Source organism: Maribacter aquimaris (genome assembly GCF_014596745.1).
GTDB lineage: Bacteria > Bacteroidota > Bacteroidia > Flavobacteriales > Flavobacteriaceae > Maribacter_A > Maribacter_A aquimaris.
Genome location: NZ_JABTCF010000001.1, coordinates 729,267 through 748,861, shown reverse-complemented (window position 1 = coordinate 748,861; position 19,595 = coordinate 729,267). Strand labels below are relative to the sequence as shown.

The following is a 19,595-nucleotide window of genomic DNA, read 5'->3' as shown; positions in this document are numbered from 1 at the left end:
GTTTAAATTACCTGGGGAAACCCAGGTAATTTTATTTATGATAAACCCAGGTTTGGGGTACACCTCTGGAAGTTAATGTATGTTGGGCATCGCAACAGACAGTCAAGAATTAAATTTTGGATATGGATAATAAATTACGACCTTGTTTACTATTCCTTTGTTGCTTATTTGTCGCAATACAAACAAGGGCCCAGAAAGTCAATAAATTTCCAAGCAAAACCGACCCCCTACATGAAAAAGTGACCCAATTTGATAAATTGATGTTGGGTAATCACTGGAATGAGGGTGCGATTATGCAACATGTTATTTTCCCCCCAGCAGGATTGGATAGACCCATTGTCGGTTCCCAAGCCGACTGTTTGGATCCAACGTCCGAAATGTTGGCCGCCTATTCCCATAAATACGCACTTACTAAGGATGAAAAGGATAGGGACATTGCCAACCAGATTTTTGAAGCCATATTAAAACTAGAGAAAGTTACAGGGGTAAGTGGACTTGTTGCCCGAAGTTTCAATCAAACCGATGAGCCGTTATGGCATGAAGAGGTGATGTGGTACCATGAGTGGCATCAATCCACATCAATGCCCGGTTATCGATGGTTGGGCGATTTAAGTGCGGATAAATTCACTTCTATTTTTTACGGCGTAGGCATCTTTTGGGAAATCTGTGCTGACTCCCAATACAAAGAAAAAGCCGCCGGACTATTGGATCGATTTATTGGGCGGGTCATAGACAACAATTTCAAGCTTTCCGATTTGGATGGTAAAATGACATTATGGGGCAATTTTTGTCCCGACCTTCCCCATCAACCTCTCAATTCCCTAGAAATGTTGGCGGCACTTAAGGTTACACACCGTATTACCGGTAAAGAGCGTTTCAACGCAGCTTACCATATGCTTATCGACCGCTATCAGTATGACGATCATCAAATCAATTCTAAAATTCTATTTCCTAAAGAATGGAGAAATGTAGGGGACGATTACCATGCCGCACGTTCCTTATATATGTTGATGCGTTTTGAAGATGACCCAAATCTATTGAATAAGTACAGAATGAACCTCAATCGGCACTGGTACGATTGGAAAGACATCGAGTTCACATGGGAAAGTACGATTTGGTTTGTTATGGTTTACCAAGTACTCACGGATGAAGATATCATGACAGCGGAGAGAGAGCAGGCCATAAAAAATATGTGGGGATTCGAACGTCGTATGAAGGAGTTCAATATTCCCCAAAAAGACGGAAGCTTTAAAAAAGTAAAATCGGAGGAAGAAAGAACGGCCGCGGCCATGATCCGTAACTATTGGTTTGGTAGATATTATGGCATTATAGATGAAAAATGGTAAATTGAAATAGGAAGTATGAAAATAATTTATACCGCCCTTATTGTTTTAATGGGTACTTCGATCATCTTTTCGCAGGACTTGCATAAACCGCCTGAAGGTATGGTCCTAGTAGCGGAAGGTGGCTTTATTATGGGTAGCAAGTATGGTGACCATGATGAGAAACCCCAGCAAATAGCGTATACAAAGGCTTTCTTTATCGACAAGTATGAAATAAGCAATACGGAGTTTGCCAAATTCGATCCCCATTTCAAATTTCCAGACTCAAAAAAGGATAATGCTGCCATCGTTACTTGGTCCCAGGCCGATGCCTATGCCAAATGGGCCGGAAAGCGATTGCCCACCGAAAAGGAGTGGGAAAAGGCGGCAAGGGGAATTGACGGTCGCGTATTTCCTTGGGGAAACACCTATGATAATACCTATGTTGTTTGGGATCAAAAAAGTACGAGGGGAACTTCGATTGCCAAACCCGCAAGTCCGTACGGGTGCTATGATATGGCAGGGGGTGTTTGGGAATGGACAGCCGATTGGTACAAACCCTATCCCGGTAATAAGGTTCCTATGGAACAGTATGGGGAAAAATATAAAGTCATGCGGGGTGGCTCTAATTTTAATAACCATTCGTTTATCCGTACCTCGCAACGCTACTATGTATTGCCCGAAAAAATCAGTAATTACCCGGTAGGGTTTAGATGTGTGTTGGATATTGAAAAGAAGAAGTAACCAAAATTCCGAAACAAAAAAATGACAAAAGGGATATTATTTGTACTACTATTGGGTTTGAATTTCTCATGTATTGAGCAAGGGAAAGATAGATTGGACCTGTCAGAGGCGACAATTTTGATTTCCACGGAGATCAAAGAACCTATGCGTGAAACTGTTGGGAAGGTGCTCGTTGAGGAAATAGGGAAACGGACTACCATTGAGCTTTCCCAAGTAGATGATTGGAGTTCCCAAACTACAATTGCCTTGGTTTTGCAGGGTGATAGTAATGTTTTTGGTAAAAAGGTTCCCTCCAAGAAAGATGGTGATAACATTGTTGTACAAAAGGAAGGTTATAGGATCCTTCATGAAAAAGATGGACAAAAGAATATTTTATGGATCATAGGAGCCGACGCTCGAGGGGTACTCTACGGCATTGGTAAATTGTTGCGAATCGCTGAAACGGAATCTGGACAAATAAAAATTGCCAATGATATGGATATCGTTTCCGCTCCGGAATATCCCCTTCGCGGACATCAATTCGGGTATCGCAATACGGCCAATTCCTGGGATGCCTGGACCGTTGAACAATTTGATCAACATTTTAGGGAACAAGTGCTTTTTGGAGCCAATAGTTTTGAGAATATCCCTTTTCAAGACCCTTCGTCCAGTCCCCATTTTAAAGTGGATCCACAGGAAATGGAAGTTCGCCTGAGTGAAATATGTGAAAAATATGATGCGGATTATTGGGTTTGGACACCTGCTCCACATGATTTAAACGTCCCGAATGCGCATCAAGAAGGTTTGAAAGAACAAGAGGCCTTCTATGCCCGTTGTCCAAGATTGGATGGGGTATTTGTGCCTGGAGGCGATCCAGGTGAAAACCATCCTTCCCAATTGATACCTTACCTCAAGGATCTATCCGTAGTATTAAAAAAATATCATCCCGATGCAGGAATATGGGTATCCCTACAGGGTTTCAACGAAGAGAAAGTTTCTTACTTTTTCGAGTATCTGAAAACTGATAATCCCGATTGGTTGAAAGGACTTGTTTATGGACCCAGTAGTCCGCCCATAGAAGTTGAGCGTGAGCTCTTGCCTAAAAAATACTTACATCGATTTTATCCCGATATCACCCATACGGTACGGTGCCACTATCCTGTAGAGCGCTGGGATCAAGCATTTGCATTGACCTTGGGGCGGGAACCCTGTAATCCGCAACCGCTTCAATATACCAAGCTGTTTCATAAGGATATTGGGTATACCGATGGTTTTATCACCTATTCCGATGGATCTCATGATGATGTGAATAAAGTGGTTTGGAGCCAGTTGGGTTGGGATTCCAAGCAAGATGTACACGGTATTATCTTTGAGTACTGCCAGTTTTTCTTTGGGCCAAAAGTCGCCGAAGAGGCCACTAAAGGAATTTTTGCCTTGGAACAGAATTGGGTAGGTCCGGCTTTAGATAATGAAGTTATTACGACAACCTTGGCCCTATGGCAAAAGATGGAAACCCAATACCCGGAGTTGGCCGACAATTGGAGGTGGCAGCAATTGGTTATGCGTGCGTATTACGATGCCTATATTAAAGAAAGGCTTACCTATGAAAAAGGTCTCGAATCGAAAGCCTATGACGTTCTAGCCAAGGCGAATACGATTGGGACGGGGAAAGCTATCAATGATGCCCTTGTTTATTTGGAAAAGGCGGATACCGAGTTGGTGGCCCAAAATTTAAAACAAAAGGTTTTTGACTATGCCGAGGCGCTTTTTAACTCCATTGGGGCGCAGACCAGTGTGTCTAAATACAATGCCAGAAGTGCGGAACGTGGTGCTATTCTAGACTTTATAGATTACCCTTTGAATAATCGATGGTGGCTCGAGGATGAATTCGAAAAAGTAAAAAAACTTCCTACAGAAAAAGAAAAATTGGCCAGACTTGATTTTATTAGAACGTATGAATTCCCCGGAGAAGGAAGTTTTTATGACAATATTTCAAGTGCTGATGCCAAGCACGTCACTTCCGAGACCGATGATGCTATTGACTATTTATGGGAAAATGACGGGGTAAGCAGAAAACGGTTATCCACCCAATTATTTCAGTTTTCCCCAACCTTGGAATATGACGGACTTGATGCCGAGGCCAATTACCTTATACGTGTGTCAGGATATGGGGAGGCGCTTTTGCGGGCTAACGGCCAACGATTAAAGCCTACCAAATACGAAAAAGGATTTGAACAATTTAAGGAATTTCCGCTTCCAAAAGATCTGATCCAAGAAGGGAAATTGAAGATAACCTTTGATAAGCCCGATGAGGAACATTTAAATTGGAGAAAACAATCGAGGGTTACCGATGTATGGATATTAAAACAATAACTATGTTCTTATTGATCTATCCAGGGTACATACCTTGGTTATTTAAGCAACACAATACGATATAAATGATGAAACCGAACCATTTCAAAGAGACTTCGGGCCTTTACCTCGGCTTGGATATTGGCGGCACTAAATGCGCCATCGTGTTAGGTGATAAAGATTTCAACATCTACGAGAAGGTGTTCTTTGAAACTAAAGTGGAGCGTGGCCCAACCATTATCCTAGATGAATTTAAACAGCATATCCACCTGCTGTTCGAAAAGTACGATCGTAAAAAACTGGTGAAAATCGGAATAAGTTGTGGGGGTCCCCTTGATTCTAAGAAGGGATTGATAAAATCGCCGCCCAATTTGCCGGGCTGGGATAATATTCCAATAGTAGAGATTCTTGAGAAGGAATTTGGAATAGATGTAGCGATCCAAAACGATGCCAATGCCTGTGCCCTGGCCGAGTGGATGATGGGTGCCGGCAAAGGCACTGAGAATATGATCTTTTTGACTTTTGGGACAGGAATGGGGGCTGGACTCATACTGAATGGAAAAATATACTCTGGGACCAATGACCTAGGAGGGGAAGTAGGGCATATACGTATGGCTGAAGACGGACCTGTTGGTTTTGGGAAAGCGGGGTCATTTGAAGGATTTTGTAGTGGGGGAGGTGTTGCCAAGTTAGCCAAAAGTACCGTTGAACATAAATTAAAGAACGGTATAACTGTCGGATTTTGTCCCTCAGCGGAAGATATCGATACCATTACGGCTAAATCGGTTTTTGCCGCGGCCCTTCAGGGTGATTGGGTGGCATTGGAAGTCGTGAAAATTTCTGCGGAGTATCTCGGTAAGGCACTGGCCATACTTATAGATACTTTGAATCCCGAATGTATTGTCATCGGTAGTATTTATGCTAGAAATGAAGCTTTGTTAAAACCATTGGTCTACAAAGTGCTTGAAAAAGAAGCCATTCCCGAAGCCTTGGAAGTATGTCGTATTTTACCTGCGAAACTCGGTGATAAAATTGGGGATTACGCGGCTTTAGGTGTGGCCATGCAATAAAATGGGGAAGGGGGAGAATTGAAATTAATAGGAATTACCCTTAGGGTAAATGATAAGAAGTTGATATGAACATAGAAGATATAGTCCAGGATTTAATACAACGGTATCCAGCACTTGAAACTTGTAAGGAATCAGTTATACAAGCAGGTGAAACATGGGTCGAATGTTATCGAAACGAGGGTAAATTATTGATTTGTGGAAACGGGGGAAGTGCTTCCGATTCGGATCATATCGTGGGGGAATTGATGAAAAGCTTTTCCAAAAAACGCCCTGTTACCAATGAATTCAAAAAAAATATTCTTGAAAGTTCAGGGGAAAGGGGGGCGATACTGGCATCGAAACTGGAAAGGGGATTGCCGGCAATTTCATTGAATGCCCATGGGGGTTTGGTTTCCGCGATTTCAAATGATATAGGGGGCGATTTCATTTTTGCACAACAAGTGTTGGGCTATGGTCGTAAGAATGACGTTTTATTGGCTATTAGCACCTCTGGGAATTCCGTCAATGTTTTGGATGCATGTATTACCGCAAAGGCTTTGGGGATGAAGGTCGTAGGCTTGCTTGGGGAAACGGGGGGCAAGATCAAATCGTTATGCGATGTGGCAGTATGCGTTCCGGTGACGAACACCGCAGCGGTACAGGAATATCATTTACCCATATACCATGCCCTTTGTATCATGGTCGAAGAGACTTTCTTTTAAGATTCTGAAAATAAGTATTTTATCTAGTAGCTGTTAAAGTAACAATTATATAAATGCGCACTTTAAAAATCACAGGTTCCTTATTGATTATGGTCTTTTTCCTCATGTTAGGTTGTAAGCAACGAGTAACCTCCAAAAACAACATCATGACCGAAAAACAGCTCACCTTCAATGCAAAGACACACGCCCTGGATAACAATGATAATTTCTCCCCAGACGGACGCTTTTTGTGTTACGATACACGTTATATGGTGTTCAATACCAATCTGGCCAATAGTAAGTCCATTGAAAAAGTAGCCTTGGCTACGGGAGAGGAAACCGTCCTATGGCAACCGGAATCCGTTTCCGGGGAGCATGGTGCTCCTGGTGTTGCCGCGGTTTCGTATCATCCTACTGAAAACAAGGTGGTTTTTATCCATGGTCCCCAATTGGAGGAAGTTGATGCAAGGGGGTATTATGACATACGCAACAGAAATGGGGCCATCGTCAGTGCCGATGGAAAGGGAGAATTTTCAATTGCCGACTTAAGGGACGTGGCCACCGATAGACCAACCACTCCGGGAGCACAACGAGGGGGCACCCACCGACATGAATATTCCAGGAATGGGAAGCGTATCGGTTTCACCTATGATGACTTTCTGCAACAGGACTATGACCGTACCATCGGATATATGGAAGCTAACAAGAGTACTCCGGAAGGATTTAGCCATTATTTTGCGGTCTTATTGAAACCTGCTAAAAAAGGGGAATCAAAACCAGGGGAAATCGAAAAGGCCTACGGTGATTCTTGGGTCGATTCCTTAGGATCCAAACGTGCCTTTATAGGAAAGGTACGTGCCGAAAACGGAGTGGATTATGAAACTTCGCTTTTCGTCGCTGAGATACCTAGTACCGTCGATATTACGTCGGCGTATTCCGGTGATGCAACTAATTATCCGGAACCTCCCAAGGGTATCAAAATAAAAAGATTGACCCATAGTACCAATGATGAGGGTATTGTGCGGGGGTCATACTCCGGCGAACAGATCGCTTATTTATCAAAGGATGAAAAGGGCGTATTACAAGTTTTTGTAATTCCGGTTGGCGGTTCCGATTTAGCGGTAGATCCGAAAAGCAGACCGATGCAGGTCACACATTATACTACAGATGCCGGTTATGTCCGTTGGCATCCTTCCGATCAATGGTTGTTTTCCATCAGTGATGGAAAAGTTTATGCCAGTTTTGTTGGTGGTCCGGATGGCTTTGGAAAATCGATTGTATTGACTCCTAGTGATTTGAACCGGGAAGCTTTGGTTGTATCCCCCGATGGAAAAATTCTGGCCTATAATGTCGATGTGCCCAGTGCAACCAGTTCACGAAGTATAGACGGTGTTCAAAGCAATCTGTATAAACAGATATTCATTTTAGAACTGCATGGTGCCCTTACCCGTTAAAACCAAGGACCTCTAGTACAATAACAACTTAAATCCATACCATTGAAGAACGCAACACAGACGAATAATTTTAGGGGTGCTTTTGCCTTAATGACTTCACTATTTTTTATTTGGGGGGCCATTGTTTCCTTAAACGACATATTGATTCCCCATTTCAAGGGCCTATTCGATATGAACTACACCGAGACGATGCTGATACAGTTCTGTTTCTTTGGGGCATATTTCTTAATGGCGATTCCAGCTAGTTTACTCGTTGAACGTATTGGATATAAAAAGGGTATCTCTGCGGGATTGATCACGATTGGTTTGGGGGCGCTCTTGTTCTTACCGGCTTCTTGGGCTGTTTCGTATCCGTTGTTTTTATTCGGATTGTTTACCATGGCTACCGGTAGTGTGATCCTTCAGGTAGTGGCGAACCCCTATGTGATTATTTTAGGGAAGCCCGAAACGGCTTCCAGTCGGTTGAATTTGGCACAGGGCATCAATTCCTTGGCCACCACATTGGCACCCTTGGCAGGTGGCTATTTGATATTGGGACATTATAATACGCCAAAAGAGGCTGCTGCCGCTGTAGAAGGTCCATATGTTGGCTTGGCGATTTTTGCCTTTTTGATAGCTGTTGTTTTCTTTTTTCTGAAGCTACCGAAAGTGTTGGAAACCGATGGGGTGAAAGTTAAGGGGAATGTTTTGAAATTCAGGCAATTGCGTTTGGGTGTCATTGCTTTGATGTTATATGTCGGTGCAGAAGTGGCCATAGGCAGTTTTATCGTGAACTTTTTGGGAGAACCCCATATTGCTGGATTTGCCGAGAAAAAAGCGGCGACCTATATTCCTCTTTATTGGGCCGGATTGATGATCGGTCGTTTTTTGGGATCAGCTATTCTACAAAAGGCCAGTGCCCAAAAAGTATTGTGTTTTTCCGCATTGGCATCTGTTCTGTTGCTGGCCGTGACGATACTCACCAATGGTTATGTTGCCATGTGGGCCATGCTGGCCGTTGGCCTGTTTAATTCGATAATGTGGTCCAATATTTTCACCTTGGCCATTAAGGGACTTGGTAAATACACGAACAAGGCTGCTGGTATTTTGGTAATGGCACCGGTGGGCGGGGCGATATTACCCCTGTTGCAAGGGGTTTTAGCCGATATGCCGGCTATCGGACTCCATCTTTCCTATATATTACCACTTCTATGTTACGCATTTATCATTTATTATGCAGTAAATGGGTATAAACCCGGAGCCAATGAATTCGCCCAAGTCGAAGCGCAAAATTAGGCTTTGCCTTGGGAAAAATAGGAGGCTTGTTTTAGTACTTTCCGATTTGCCTTACTGGGGAATTAAATCATGGTACTTCGCAAAGTAATAGGGTAAAAGATAGAAAGTACCTTCGTGTTCCGAATAGCCATTTCCTTCTGAATCGTGTAGGTCAAAGGCATCCCTGTCCAATCGAACATGTCCACGTTCGTCAATAGGAAGGGCATAGGAGTCTACACGCCACCCCATATCAGCTTCCTGGGCAGGGGTAGGGTCGAAAAGAACATCCAGACGATGGGTGTTGTCCATTTCATATCCGATAAGGTCTAAGGGGATACGTTGTAAGGTTTCCTTGATATATTGGGTATCGAGGCTGCTTTTTCCATAGCGGTCAATGACCGATTGGGCAAACAAGGGATTTTCCTTGAACAGTTCATCGGTATTGAAATAGCCTTCGTTTACTTTTTTGGTAAAAGTGTTCGCCAATGCTCCGTAAAGTCCGTCCCAAAAGGCATTCTTTTGTTTGCTGATATTTAACCAGGCATATTCCAGGGAAAGGCGATACATCATAAGGAGTTCGGGGTCTTTTTCATAATTGATCAAACCGTAGAAGCTCATCAATCCTAGGTTATTGTCCCATGGGACTACATTTTCAGGAGGAAAAAATTCCTTGGGATGCATGGCATTGATATGGTAGTGTTCCTCGTCGCGTAGCATTTTGGCCACTTCATCATATTTTGGATCTTCGGTAACATGGCTGGCTACATTGAGAAAGGAAAGCATCATCATCGAATTCAGGCCGCGTTGATCCCAACCCCAAATGGAGTTGAAATAGTCGGGGTCAAAGCTGCCCCAACGTGTGGGTTTACCATCGTAGTCGACCAATTTGAAACTATGGCGGATAAGGTGGTCGGTAACATCGGCGACCACTTGTTTAACTGCGGCTTTCTCTTCTTCGGTTTCGGCGACAAGGTCATAGTAGACACCATAATAGAAGTAATGCCCTGCCAATTCATCCGAGCTGGTGTCACATTTCCATCGGTACTTGCCATCTTCGCTTAGCGGAAAACGGGGAAAGATATCCTTCCAGAAAGGATCATTTTTTTGATGTCTTTTATTGTACTCCTTGCTGTACTGTTCGTTTACCGGTTCATGCCAATCAACGGGTATGATAACCCGTGCAGGAAAACCAGGTACTGAAGTGATATCGACCAGCCACTTTACGGCCTTAAAGCTTCTGTCTGCTAATTTTTTGGCTTCCTTATCTCCGGTAGTCGCATATCGAAAAGCCTGTGCGGCCCCGTACATAGCGGTATATTGGCCGTCGTTGTCGGAGATGGCAAGTTCATAACTGTCTATGTTGAATTGCTCGCTGAGGTGATTTTGACAAATGAAGCCCATTCTATTATGCCTTTCCTCTGTAAGTTTGGTAAAATGAGCCGCTTTTTCCTCATAGGTCATCTCCTTGGATATAATCTGGGCTATACCTTTGTTCGTAGCAATCCAAGCCGTACCATCCTTATCAACGGCAATATCATTAACCCGATTATCAGGCAGCCAACGCCGTGTAGAACGATAGTAAAAATAGTTGTTTTCGGCCCTTATGGCTCCATTTTCCGTACCGAACCAAACTTCACCCTTAGGTCCTGCCGAAGCACAGGTGAACCTGTTATACGGAAGGCCTTCCTTTCCGGTAAACAAATGCCATGTTCCGTTGGTGTTCTTTCCAATACCCTCTTTGGATCCAAACCATAGATTACCGTCTGAATCGACTACCAAGGCCGCCACATTTTTCAATGCCCAACTATAGTTTTCATCGGAGGGCAATACCTGTTGCCATCTGTTTTTTCGGGTTTTAATGAAAAGACCGTTTTCGCAACCTATATAGGTGTCTCCATTATTGGTTACTTCGGAGAGTACTTTTCCGCAACCCTCGGGCAATTTTTTAAATTGGGTGATTGAATTATACTGGGAGGAAACCTTTGACCTTGTCCATTGGCTTCCATTCCATTGGTAGGTTCCCCCGGTAGCTACTGCCAAGGGTGATTGGTTATAGAGCTGTATTTTATCAATGGCACCTTGTGGGAGCCCCTGTGCGCTACCATGCATCACGGCAACATCTTGTCGGAATTTATCTTTGTCCCCAATGGCTATAAAAGAGAATTGCAGTGACGTTAATAACAATAGTAATATGGTTCGCATAGGGTATCGCATTGAAGGGTTTGTTTTTTTAAGGTACTCCGGGTCGCTTAATTCTATTCTTGGGGTTCGCTTATTACTCCCAAATATCTTCCCATCCAATAGGGAAGCAACCAAATATCGCCGGCCGAATATTCTTCCCCACCATCATTTCCGATTTTATCCAATCGAAACATATTGCCATTATGGCGCTGTACCTTTCTTTCGTCAGGGGGAAGTACTTCGGCGGTAGTCTGCTCCCTAAAATTGGGCGCTATGAAATCCAAATCCTTTCTATGGCTGTTTTTGATATCCCAGGAGATCATATCCATGGGATGCTCTTTGAGGTACCATACGGCCTCGTCAAGGTCAAATTCGGAAGTACCGGTCAATGCGGTGATAATGTTCCATGCTCCTTCTTTTTCGGGTCGTTCAGCCTCCCAATGGTCAAGAATGGATGCTTTGAATTTTGTTTTAAGCGTGTCATTCAAAGCATAGTTGTATAATCCCCAATATCCTACAAAATACATTTCATCATCGGAATGGTTCCATGATTCCGATAACATTTTACTCCAGTCGTCGGCATCGTCAGGGGCAGGGGCTACATCTTTCATCGGCCACATAAGGTTTTCGAGATAGCCATGGTTATTCATCAGGTCGAAGGCTTTTTCCTTATATTTTTCCTTTCCTGTGAAATGATAGGCAGTCTGTAGCATACCAATAATATTGGAAGAGTTTATTTTTCGATCGCCCACCATTTTGGGTCTGGCATTTACGTAATCGGGGTTCCATTTGCCCCAAGTGGTAGGTTTTCCATCAAAATCGACCATGTACAAGTCATTGCGGACGATATGACTCATCAAGGTGTCAATAAGGGTTATGGCACGATCTTTCAAATCATTATCCATCAATTCGGCCATGACACCGTAGGCAAAAATATGACCGATAGCCTCATCGCTACTGGTGGTCGATTTCCAATCCCACTCCGGGTCGTTGGAGTGTTGCCATCGGTCCGGGTCGTGCAATTTGTCGATATACCCACTACGCTCAAAGGAACGCGAGGGGAACCCAGGAACTGGATTGATACTGAACAATCGCTCCATAGCCTCCATGGATTCCCTGCAATTCTGTAAGGCATCATCTGATTGGGTCACCGCATAGCGAAAAACCTCCCCTGCGAGATACATGGTTGTCCATAGTCCGTCATTATCGGAATCCGAAAGTCGTCCGGTATCAATATTTCCATTATCCATATCGACCAAAGAGGCATTGAAGCCTAAACGGATATGACGGTCCCTTACTTGTTTTTCATAATATTCGGCCTTGTCAAAAAGGGTCATTTCTTCGAAAACGATTTGACCCAGACCGGTATCGGTCAAAATCAAGATGGAGTTATCATTTCCTTTGGATATATGTTTTACATGGTTGTTGGGCAACCAACGCTTTCCGTAGTAGTAATCGAATTTACCATCATCACGTAATTTGAAGGCGCCTTCAGAAGATCCAAACCAAAGGTGATTGTCGATGGTTTCGATATAAGTAATATCGGTAGCCGGTAGTTTGTTTTGCAAAGAACCAACCTTTGTTGCCGTTTTGGGATCGAGTTCAAAATAACCATTTGAAGTACCTATGACCAAATGGTCACCTTGTAGGGCCAATGCAGTCAATTGTTGTTCTTGTTGTGTTGTCTTTAAAGTGTTGGTGGTTGCATCAAAACTTGAAATACTGTGCGTTCCTAAAATCCAAAAAGTTTTATTCACGGCATGGTACCGTATGTCCAAAAGGCGATCATCGATTGCTCCTTCCCAAGGGGCCTTATCCTTTGATAGAAATTGAAGGGACTTGCCATCACTGATCAGAAAATCGAAATCGGATCCAGCAGCCAAAATATGGGCCTTGGGCAGCTTGTGCGGAAGATAAAGGCTGCCTGCCCATGCATTACTGAAAACCGCCTTATCATCTAAATAGACAAATTGGTTTTCATACAGGGTAAGTCCACTTATTTGCTTATCGGTAAGCGGGCGATATGTTTTGTCTTTCAGCAGGGTGCCGGGATATAAAAATTGCCCATCATGGGTGCGTAGAATTCCTTCTGTAGAAAGCACCTGGATTACGCCATTCCTATCCATATATACCTTGGATATGTCCTGATCTTGGGTCCAATTGTATTTTATGCTATAATCTTGAAGATAAGGGATGTCTTCATATATAGGCATTGAGGATGTTTGTTCTTTTTCCTTATCGGGGTTGTTACAGGAAACCACGAGAAGTGAAATCATCAAAATGCAGTATTGATTGATCTTTTTCATAATAGCTATGAGGTTAGGATGGTTATTTGTTAATGATGTTGATATACGGTAAAGCAAAACACTGTATAACATTCAAAACAAATAAACCTATTTTATAAGTACATTACCACCTATATTTTACAAGGTTTACATGGAATATTAACCTTTTAAAATAATGATGGTAATATATACCTATATAGTGTTAGAATAATTGAAGTTTTCTAGTTAGGTAATACGGATGTAGGTATTTTGTCCGTACCCCATTTCGTATTTGGCCGTGGTCCCATCTTAAACTGAAGTACACCTCCTTTGATAATTTCCTCATGGGTAATCCATGTTCTGTTGAAAGGTTTACCGTTGAAGGTAGCTGATTGGATGTATACGTTATCCTTGGAATTGTTTAGGGTGCGTACCGTAAAAGTCTTGTTTTCTGCGGAGTGTAGACTCAATTCATCAAAAAGTGGACTGCCTATCGTATACATTCCATTTCCTGGGGCCATTGGGTAAATACCCATGGCACTTAATACATACCAGGATGAAAGTGAACCCATATCCTCATTTCCCGGGAGGCCACCAGGACCTATTCGGTACATTTCCTCCATTACTTGCCGGGCCCTGAACTGTGTTTTCCAGGGTTGGCCGGCATAATTGTATAAATAGGCAACATGATGTGAAGGTTGGTTGCCATGGACATATTGCCCTATGGTGCCGACCACACCTACATACTTTGGTGGACTGATAACCGGACTCATCTCAAAAAAGGTATCGAGTTTGGCGATAAACGCTTTTTTGTTCCCGAAAAGGGATATGAGTCCTTGAGGGTCATGTTGTACCGACCATATATATTGCCAGGCATTCGATTCGGTATAGTGGCGGTTGGGGCGTCGACCAACCAATAAGGGGTCAAAGTATTTGTAATAACTGTGGTCACCATTCTTGATGATTTCCTGCTTGTTGTCACCGATTTCAGGGAGCCATGTCCCATCATATTTTTTGGGTCGCATGAATTGGGTTTCGGAGTCCCATACATTCTTGTAATTGTTGGCCCGTTTCATGAATAGCGTATAGTCCTTTGGTTTGTTAAGCGCTTTGGCCAATTGGGCAATACACCAATCGTCATAGGCTAATTCAAGGGTATTGGGTACAGCTTCAGTCACCTTATCGATGGGGGCATATCCTTTTTCAAGATAATAAGTCAACCCCGAGCGTCCCATATCTTGCGAAATGGGGGACTTGGGCAGTTCCAAAGCTTTTTTTCTCATCGCTTTGTATAATAGGTTAACATCGAAATCGCGATATCCTTTAAAATAGGCATCCACAATAATCGGGATCAGGTGATCGCCGACCATTGACTCCCCATAGACGTTTAAAAAGTGTTGGGCGGGTAACCATCCATAATTTTCGACCTTTGCCGCGATCGATTTGATATAGTCATTTACGTGTTCAGGAGCCACAAGGGTAAGTAAGGGGTGCTGGGTTCGGTAAGTGTCCCAACATGAAAAAGACCCATAAAAATCGAAGTCCTTGGCTTCGTGTATTTTTCCATCCGAACCAAAATATTTGCCATCGACATCCTGCGAGATATATTGTGCCAACAGAGATCGGTAGAGTGCGGTGGTGAAAATCTGTTTTTGGCCTTCTGAGCCTCCTTTAACGGTGATCTTTGAAAGCTCTTTGTTCCATATTTTTTTTGCGTTTTCCCTTACACCGTCAAAATCCCAGTCAGGTATTTCCTGTTGGAGGTTTCTTCGAGCACCTTCAATACTGGTGTAGGAAAGGCCTACTTTTACCAATACCTGTTCGTCTTTTACAGTGTGGTATTGTACAAATGCCCCTATTTTATCACCTACTTCGGCATTTTTGTATGGGAAAATACTGCCATTGGATTCAGGGGTCTTATAAGTGGCGTCAAAAGTGCCATAATATAAAAAGGGCTTGCTGAACTCAGCAACAAAATATACTTTCCCTAACCCTGCACCTTTCGCACCTTCAATACGGTGGTCATCGACAATCTTGAGTTCTGAAAGTTCGCCCTGGGTCATATCCCCGATTTGATGGCCGACATCCAAAATAATGCGTGAATTCTTTGATTCTGGGAATGTATAACGATGAAAACCAGCCCGTTGGGTTGCCGTTAGCTCAACGTTAATATCATAATCCTTAAGTTTTACCGTGTAATAGCCCGGTGTGGCACGCTCTTCGGAGTGGTCGAATCGTGAGCGATACCCTGCATCCGGATTCTCCAAGGAACCCGGTACGATCTGTAGTTTTTGGTTCACCGTTGGCATCAGTAATATCTCGCCACCATTGACCATGCCAACACCACTCCAGTGGGTGTGGCTAAAACCCATGATTGAACTTTCAGCATAGATATAACCTGCACAATAGGTCCATCCCTCGGTATATACATCCGGACTTAAATGCACAAGTGCATTGGGCAATGCTGCACCGGGATAGGTGTGTCCAAAAAAGTCGGTACCAATAAAGGGGTCGACATACGCACTGGGCGTCTTGGCCTGCGTATAACCGATCTGGGTACATGCAAAGAACAGTGAAAACGTAAGTGGATATATCAGGTTCAGTAAATTTTTCATGGGAATCCTCCGGTTTTAAAGTTTTGTTGAGGTTATTTTTTAGTCACCTAAAGAATATTACCTGCTTAACAAAGATAATTTAGTGAAAATAATCCAATAGTTAAAATAACATGTAAATGGGATAAGATAGCGGAAATAGCAGGAATGTCTTAAGCCTTATATTTGTAAAGAAGCCATTTTAAAACAACTGTTTTGGGCAGGGGATAATGGTTCTTTTGAGAAAAATAGATTTAAATGAAAATAGTAGTTCTTGATGGGTATACTTTGAACCCGGGTGATTTGAGCTGGGAAAAATTGGAGGCTTTGGGCGAATTGACGGTATACGATAGAACCGAATTCTCCAATGCGGTAATCGTGGATGCCATTGGTAATGCCGAGGTCATTTTCACCAATAAAACACCTTTGCCAAAAGAAGTCCTTGAAAAGGCGCCATCTTTAAAATATGTTGGGGTTTTGGCTACAGGGTATAATGTAGTCGATGTGCAGGCGACAAAAGATTTGGGTATAACGGTCACCAATGTACCCACCTACGGTACCACTGCGGTAGCTCAAATGACGATAGCCTTACTTCTTGAGATATGCCATCATGTTGGTGAACACAATCGTGCCGTAAAACAGGGGGCATGGATGAAGAGCAAGGATTTTAGCTTTTGGAACTATCCCTTGATCGAACTGGAAGGAAAAACCATGGGGATTATTGGTTTTGGACGGATAGGCAGGGCAACCGCCAAATTAGCCGAGGCCTTTGGAATGAATATTTTAGCCTCTGGTAGCCGTAGGCGGCCCGAATTGGAAACATCGACCTGTAAGTATGTTGATATGGATGGGCTATTGACGGAATCGGATGTTATTAGTCTACACTGTCCATTGACTCCTGATACCGAGGGAATTATAAATGCGACCAACATAACTAAAATGAAGGAAGGTGTAATGCTCATAAATACAGCCAGGGGACAGTTGGTTGTCGAAAAGGATTTAAAGGAAGCCTTGGATCTTGGAAAAGTCGCCGGTGCGGCCATTGATGTGGTATCGACGGAACCCATTGAAGCGGACAACCCGCTATTAAAGGCGAAAAACTGTATCATTACCCCGCATATTGCATGGGCCTCGAAGGAATCCAGGGCTAGGTTGCTGAATTTGGCTATCGATAATCTTAACGCATACCTACAGGGGAATCCTATGAATAAAGTGAATTGATCCGAATGGGTTTTCCATTTCTAATACTCCGACATATGTTGAATAAATACCTTATTGATGAAAGACCGTAATAAAGATGGTTTGGGAAGAAGATCCTTCTTGTTCCGCACGGGATTGGCAGCGGCCTCGATTCCTTTCTTGCCGATTTCCTGTCAGAAAACTGCTGAAAAACCAGACGAAAAATTAGATGAAAATACTTTTGAATTCGCTTTTTTGACCGATATCCATATCAAACCGGAGATGAATGCCCCAAAAGGCTTTCAGATGGCCATCGATAAGGTGAATGGATTGAACCCGGATTTTGTAATTACGGGTGGCGACCTTGTTTATGATGTTATGCGGGGTAATTATGAAAAGAGTGAAGCGCTGTTCAACTTGTACAAGGATATGTGCAAGGGGTTTAAAATGCCGATTTATAATTGTATCGGAAACCATGATCTGTTCGGCATTTATGAAGAAAGCCCAGAAGATGAAAACCATCCCGATTATAAATATGGCATGTGGGAACGGCATTTCGGGGATACCTATTATTCGTTTGATCATAAGGGTTGGCATTTTATCACTTTGAATTCGTTGGATGTAACGGAGAACAAGCGGTACAAAGGTGTTTTCCATAAAGAGCAATTGCAGTGGTTGGCGAAAGACCTTAGCAAAGTTGATCCATCAACCCCAATCGTAATAACCACCCACATTCCTATGATATGTGCTTATTCACAATTGAATGGAAGTAAGGGAAGCCGTACGGTGGGCAACGGCTTTGAAGTGTTTAGGATGTTGGAAGGTTACAATTTAAAATTGGTGTTGCAGGGGCATATCCATTGGAAGGAATATGGATTTGTAAATGACCGATTCCATTTTTTAACCGGTGGCTCTATTGCCGGAAACGGATGGAAAGGCCGAAGACACAATACCAAAGAAGGTTTTATGAGGATTAAAGTGCAAGGCGATGACTTCACATGGGAATATGTCGATCATGGATGGGAAAATGAACGCTTGAAAACAGCAAACAAAGGAATCGAGGCCGGGCAAGGATAAACGTAAAGAGAATAAATATGGAGTAACCCATGGTGATGATACATTTTGTGGGAACCACGCTAATAGGACAATAGGGTGACCTAACTGGGTATAGGGTCATATTCATAGTTAACCCTATACCCAATTATGTTTTTCTTTTGAATTTGGAGTCATTGGACCCTATGCTACAGGCCCCTTTTAATGGATTCCCAAATAATCCATGATGGCCTGATCTCCCATTATGGCATTTTCAGGCCTTGGATGGGTTTTCGTAAACACTTTTAGGTCATCTTGGGGTAAAATCGTAACAAAATCCTCTTGAACCCCGGTTGTAATGGTGACTTTACCCTTGTCCAATTGGAGACGGTAGGCAAAGAACATATAAGCCGCTGCACGTTTCGAGGGTCCGTAATCATGTTTTTCCATAGGCAAATGCACATTCTCAACCTTATGCTCTGCATTGTACAAGGCATATACTTTCTGAATATAGGGGTATTCGATCCGCGGTGTATTCCTTGTCCAATCCGATCCGTTTGAAATAAGCAAAAGGGGTCTTGGCGCGCAAAGTGCGGCAATTTCGACATTATTGGTCTGATGGTGGGCACTTTTATGGATGGGCATACCACTTTCACAGACACAACCTCCAAAGAAATGGGCAGAAACCTGAACGGTTGGTGCAGCGACTTTTATACGGTTGTCGATGGCGGCCAGCACAAAGGTTTGTGTGCCCCCTCCAGAGCCCCCGGTCATTCCGATCCGTTCAGGGTCTACGTCGGATCGGGAGAGGAGGTATTCGAGTACCCGTTTGCTGTTCCAGGTTTGTAACAATAAGGCAATCGGCATTTTGTGCGTTACCTGTGTCGATTCGGCATAACCGACCATATCGTAAGCAAATACAATAGCACCCATACGGGCCAGTACGGCACACCGGGTTTGTACATCCTCCTTTAAGCGCTTGTCCGATAAATGACCATGGGGGGAAAGAATGGCTGCATTTTTTTGTCGGGGTCATTGGGTCGGTATAGGTTGCCGGTGATATAAAATCCGGGAAAGCTTTCGATGGCAATATTTTCAACGGAATAACCATCCATTACTTTCTTGTCCCGGATAATCGGATTGAAATTACCTTTGATTTGTGGCATTTTATCCAATTTCAGACCTGTAATAATCCCTGTGCGAATCATATCGGCCCGTTTTTCCCAAGATTGACGGTCATTCCATTGCGAGGCAAATTCCTTCATCTTCAAATTGGCTTCATCTTCCGTCCAATAGTCTCCTTGGCACAACATATCATTTTGTGCATTTAGGAACACAGTCGTAAAAAACAGATAAATAAATAACTTTCCCATTCGGTTTTTCCTTTTTTTTATTGCTTTAATATTTGAAAATTATTTTCCCATTCGGTCGAATTCAGGGAAGTTCAAAAGCTCATTTCGAATTCTAAATATAGTCTATACCGGGAAACATAT

At 43.1% G+C, this 19,595-nt stretch carries 14 protein-coding genes; 9 read left to right on the top strand and 5 right to left on the bottom strand.

The features are described from left to right. Positions 1-122 precede the first annotated feature (122 nt). The 7 genes from HPE56_RS03250 (at position 123) to HPE56_RS03220 (ending at position 8,876) form a co-directional block, all read left to right on the top strand. Entirely contained in the window at positions 123-1,346 is a 1,224-nt protein-coding gene (locus HPE56_RS03250; protein WP_188242314.1) for a hypothetical protein, read from the top strand. 15 nt (positions 1,347-1,361) lie between these two features. Next, positions 1,362-2,066 (top strand): formylglycine-generating enzyme family protein, encoded by a 705-nt coding sequence (locus tag HPE56_RS03245; RefSeq protein WP_188242313.1) that lies wholly within the window; start codon positions 1,362-1,364, stop codon positions 2,064-2,066. A 21-nt stretch (positions 2,067-2,087) separates the two neighbouring features. Next, complete coding sequence (locus tag HPE56_RS03240; protein WP_188242312.1) at positions 2,088-4,418, top strand: hypothetical protein; 2,331 nt, start codon at positions 2,088-2,090, stop codon at positions 4,416-4,418. A 65-nt stretch (positions 4,419-4,483) separates the two neighbouring features. Further along, positions 4,484-5,467, top strand: a complete 984-nt coding sequence (locus tag HPE56_RS03235; RefSeq protein WP_223170162.1) for an ROK family protein — start codon at positions 4,484-4,486, stop codon at positions 5,465-5,467. 65 nt (positions 5,468-5,532) lie between these two features. Further along, positions 5,533-6,168 (top strand): D-sedoheptulose-7-phosphate isomerase, encoded by a 636-nt coding sequence (locus HPE56_RS03230; RefSeq protein ID WP_188242311.1) that lies wholly within the window; start codon positions 5,533-5,535, stop codon positions 6,166-6,168. 53 nt (positions 6,169-6,221) lie between these two features. Next, positions 6,222-7,601 carry a DUF3748 domain-containing protein gene (locus HPE56_RS03225; RefSeq protein WP_188242310.1) on the top strand — a complete coding sequence of 460 codons (1,380 nt, stop codon included), beginning with the start codon at positions 6,222-6,224 and terminating at the stop codon, positions 7,599-7,601. 42 nt (positions 7,602-7,643) lie between these two features. Beyond that, positions 7,644-8,876 carry a sugar MFS transporter gene (locus tag HPE56_RS03220; protein WP_223170161.1) on the top strand — a complete coding sequence of 411 codons (1,233 nt, stop codon included), beginning with the start codon at positions 7,644-7,646 and terminating at the stop codon, positions 8,874-8,876. Between the two features lie 51 nt (positions 8,877-8,927). Here HPE56_RS03220 and HPE56_RS03215 read toward each other — a convergent pair whose 3' ends face one another. The 3 genes from HPE56_RS03215 to HPE56_RS03205 all read right to left on the bottom strand — a co-directional run bounded on the left by HPE56_RS03215 (position 8,928) and on the right by HPE56_RS03205 (position 15,915). Next, positions 8,928-11,057, bottom strand: coding sequence for a two-component regulator propeller domain-containing protein (locus HPE56_RS03215; RefSeq protein WP_188242309.1), 2,130 nt, complete (start codon positions 11,055-11,057; stop codon positions 8,928-8,930). 53 nt (positions 11,058-11,110) lie between these two features. After that, positions 11,111-13,342 carry a ligand-binding sensor domain-containing protein gene (locus HPE56_RS03210; protein WP_188242308.1) on the bottom strand — a complete coding sequence of 744 codons (2,232 nt, stop codon included), beginning with the start codon at positions 13,340-13,342 and terminating at the stop codon, positions 11,111-11,113. Positions 13,343-13,542: 200 nt separating this feature from the next. Then, entirely contained in the window at positions 13,543-15,915 is a 2,373-nt protein-coding gene (locus HPE56_RS03205; RefSeq protein WP_188242307.1) for a GH92 family glycosyl hydrolase, read from the bottom strand. A gap of 234 nt (positions 15,916-16,149) precedes the next feature. Here HPE56_RS03205 and HPE56_RS03200 point away from each other — a divergent pair, with 234 nt between their 5' ends. Further along, positions 16,150-17,112 (top strand): D-2-hydroxyacid dehydrogenase, encoded by a 963-nt coding sequence (locus HPE56_RS03200; RefSeq protein ID WP_188242306.1) that lies wholly within the window; start codon positions 16,150-16,152, stop codon positions 17,110-17,112. A 57-nt stretch (positions 17,113-17,169) separates the two neighbouring features. Further along, positions 17,170-18,147 (top strand): metallophosphoesterase family protein, encoded by a 978-nt coding sequence (locus tag HPE56_RS03195; RefSeq protein WP_188242305.1) that lies wholly within the window; start codon positions 17,170-17,172, stop codon positions 18,145-18,147. A gap of 177 nt (positions 18,148-18,324) precedes the next feature. On the opposite strand, the gene HPE56_RS20240 is transcribed toward HPE56_RS03195, so the two are convergent. Both HPE56_RS20240 and HPE56_RS20235 read right to left on the bottom strand, forming a co-directional pair. Beyond that, on the bottom strand, positions 18,325-19,035 hold the full coding sequence (locus HPE56_RS20240) for an acetylxylan esterase (protein WP_223170160.1): 711 nt from the start codon (positions 19,033-19,035) through the stop codon (positions 18,325-18,327). Between the two features lie 38 nt (positions 19,036-19,073). Further along, a complete protein-coding gene (locus tag HPE56_RS20235; RefSeq protein WP_223170159.1) occupies positions 19,074-19,475 on the bottom strand; it encodes a hypothetical protein in 402 nt (133 codons plus the stop codon). Between the last annotated feature and the right edge of the window lie 120 nt (positions 19,476-19,595).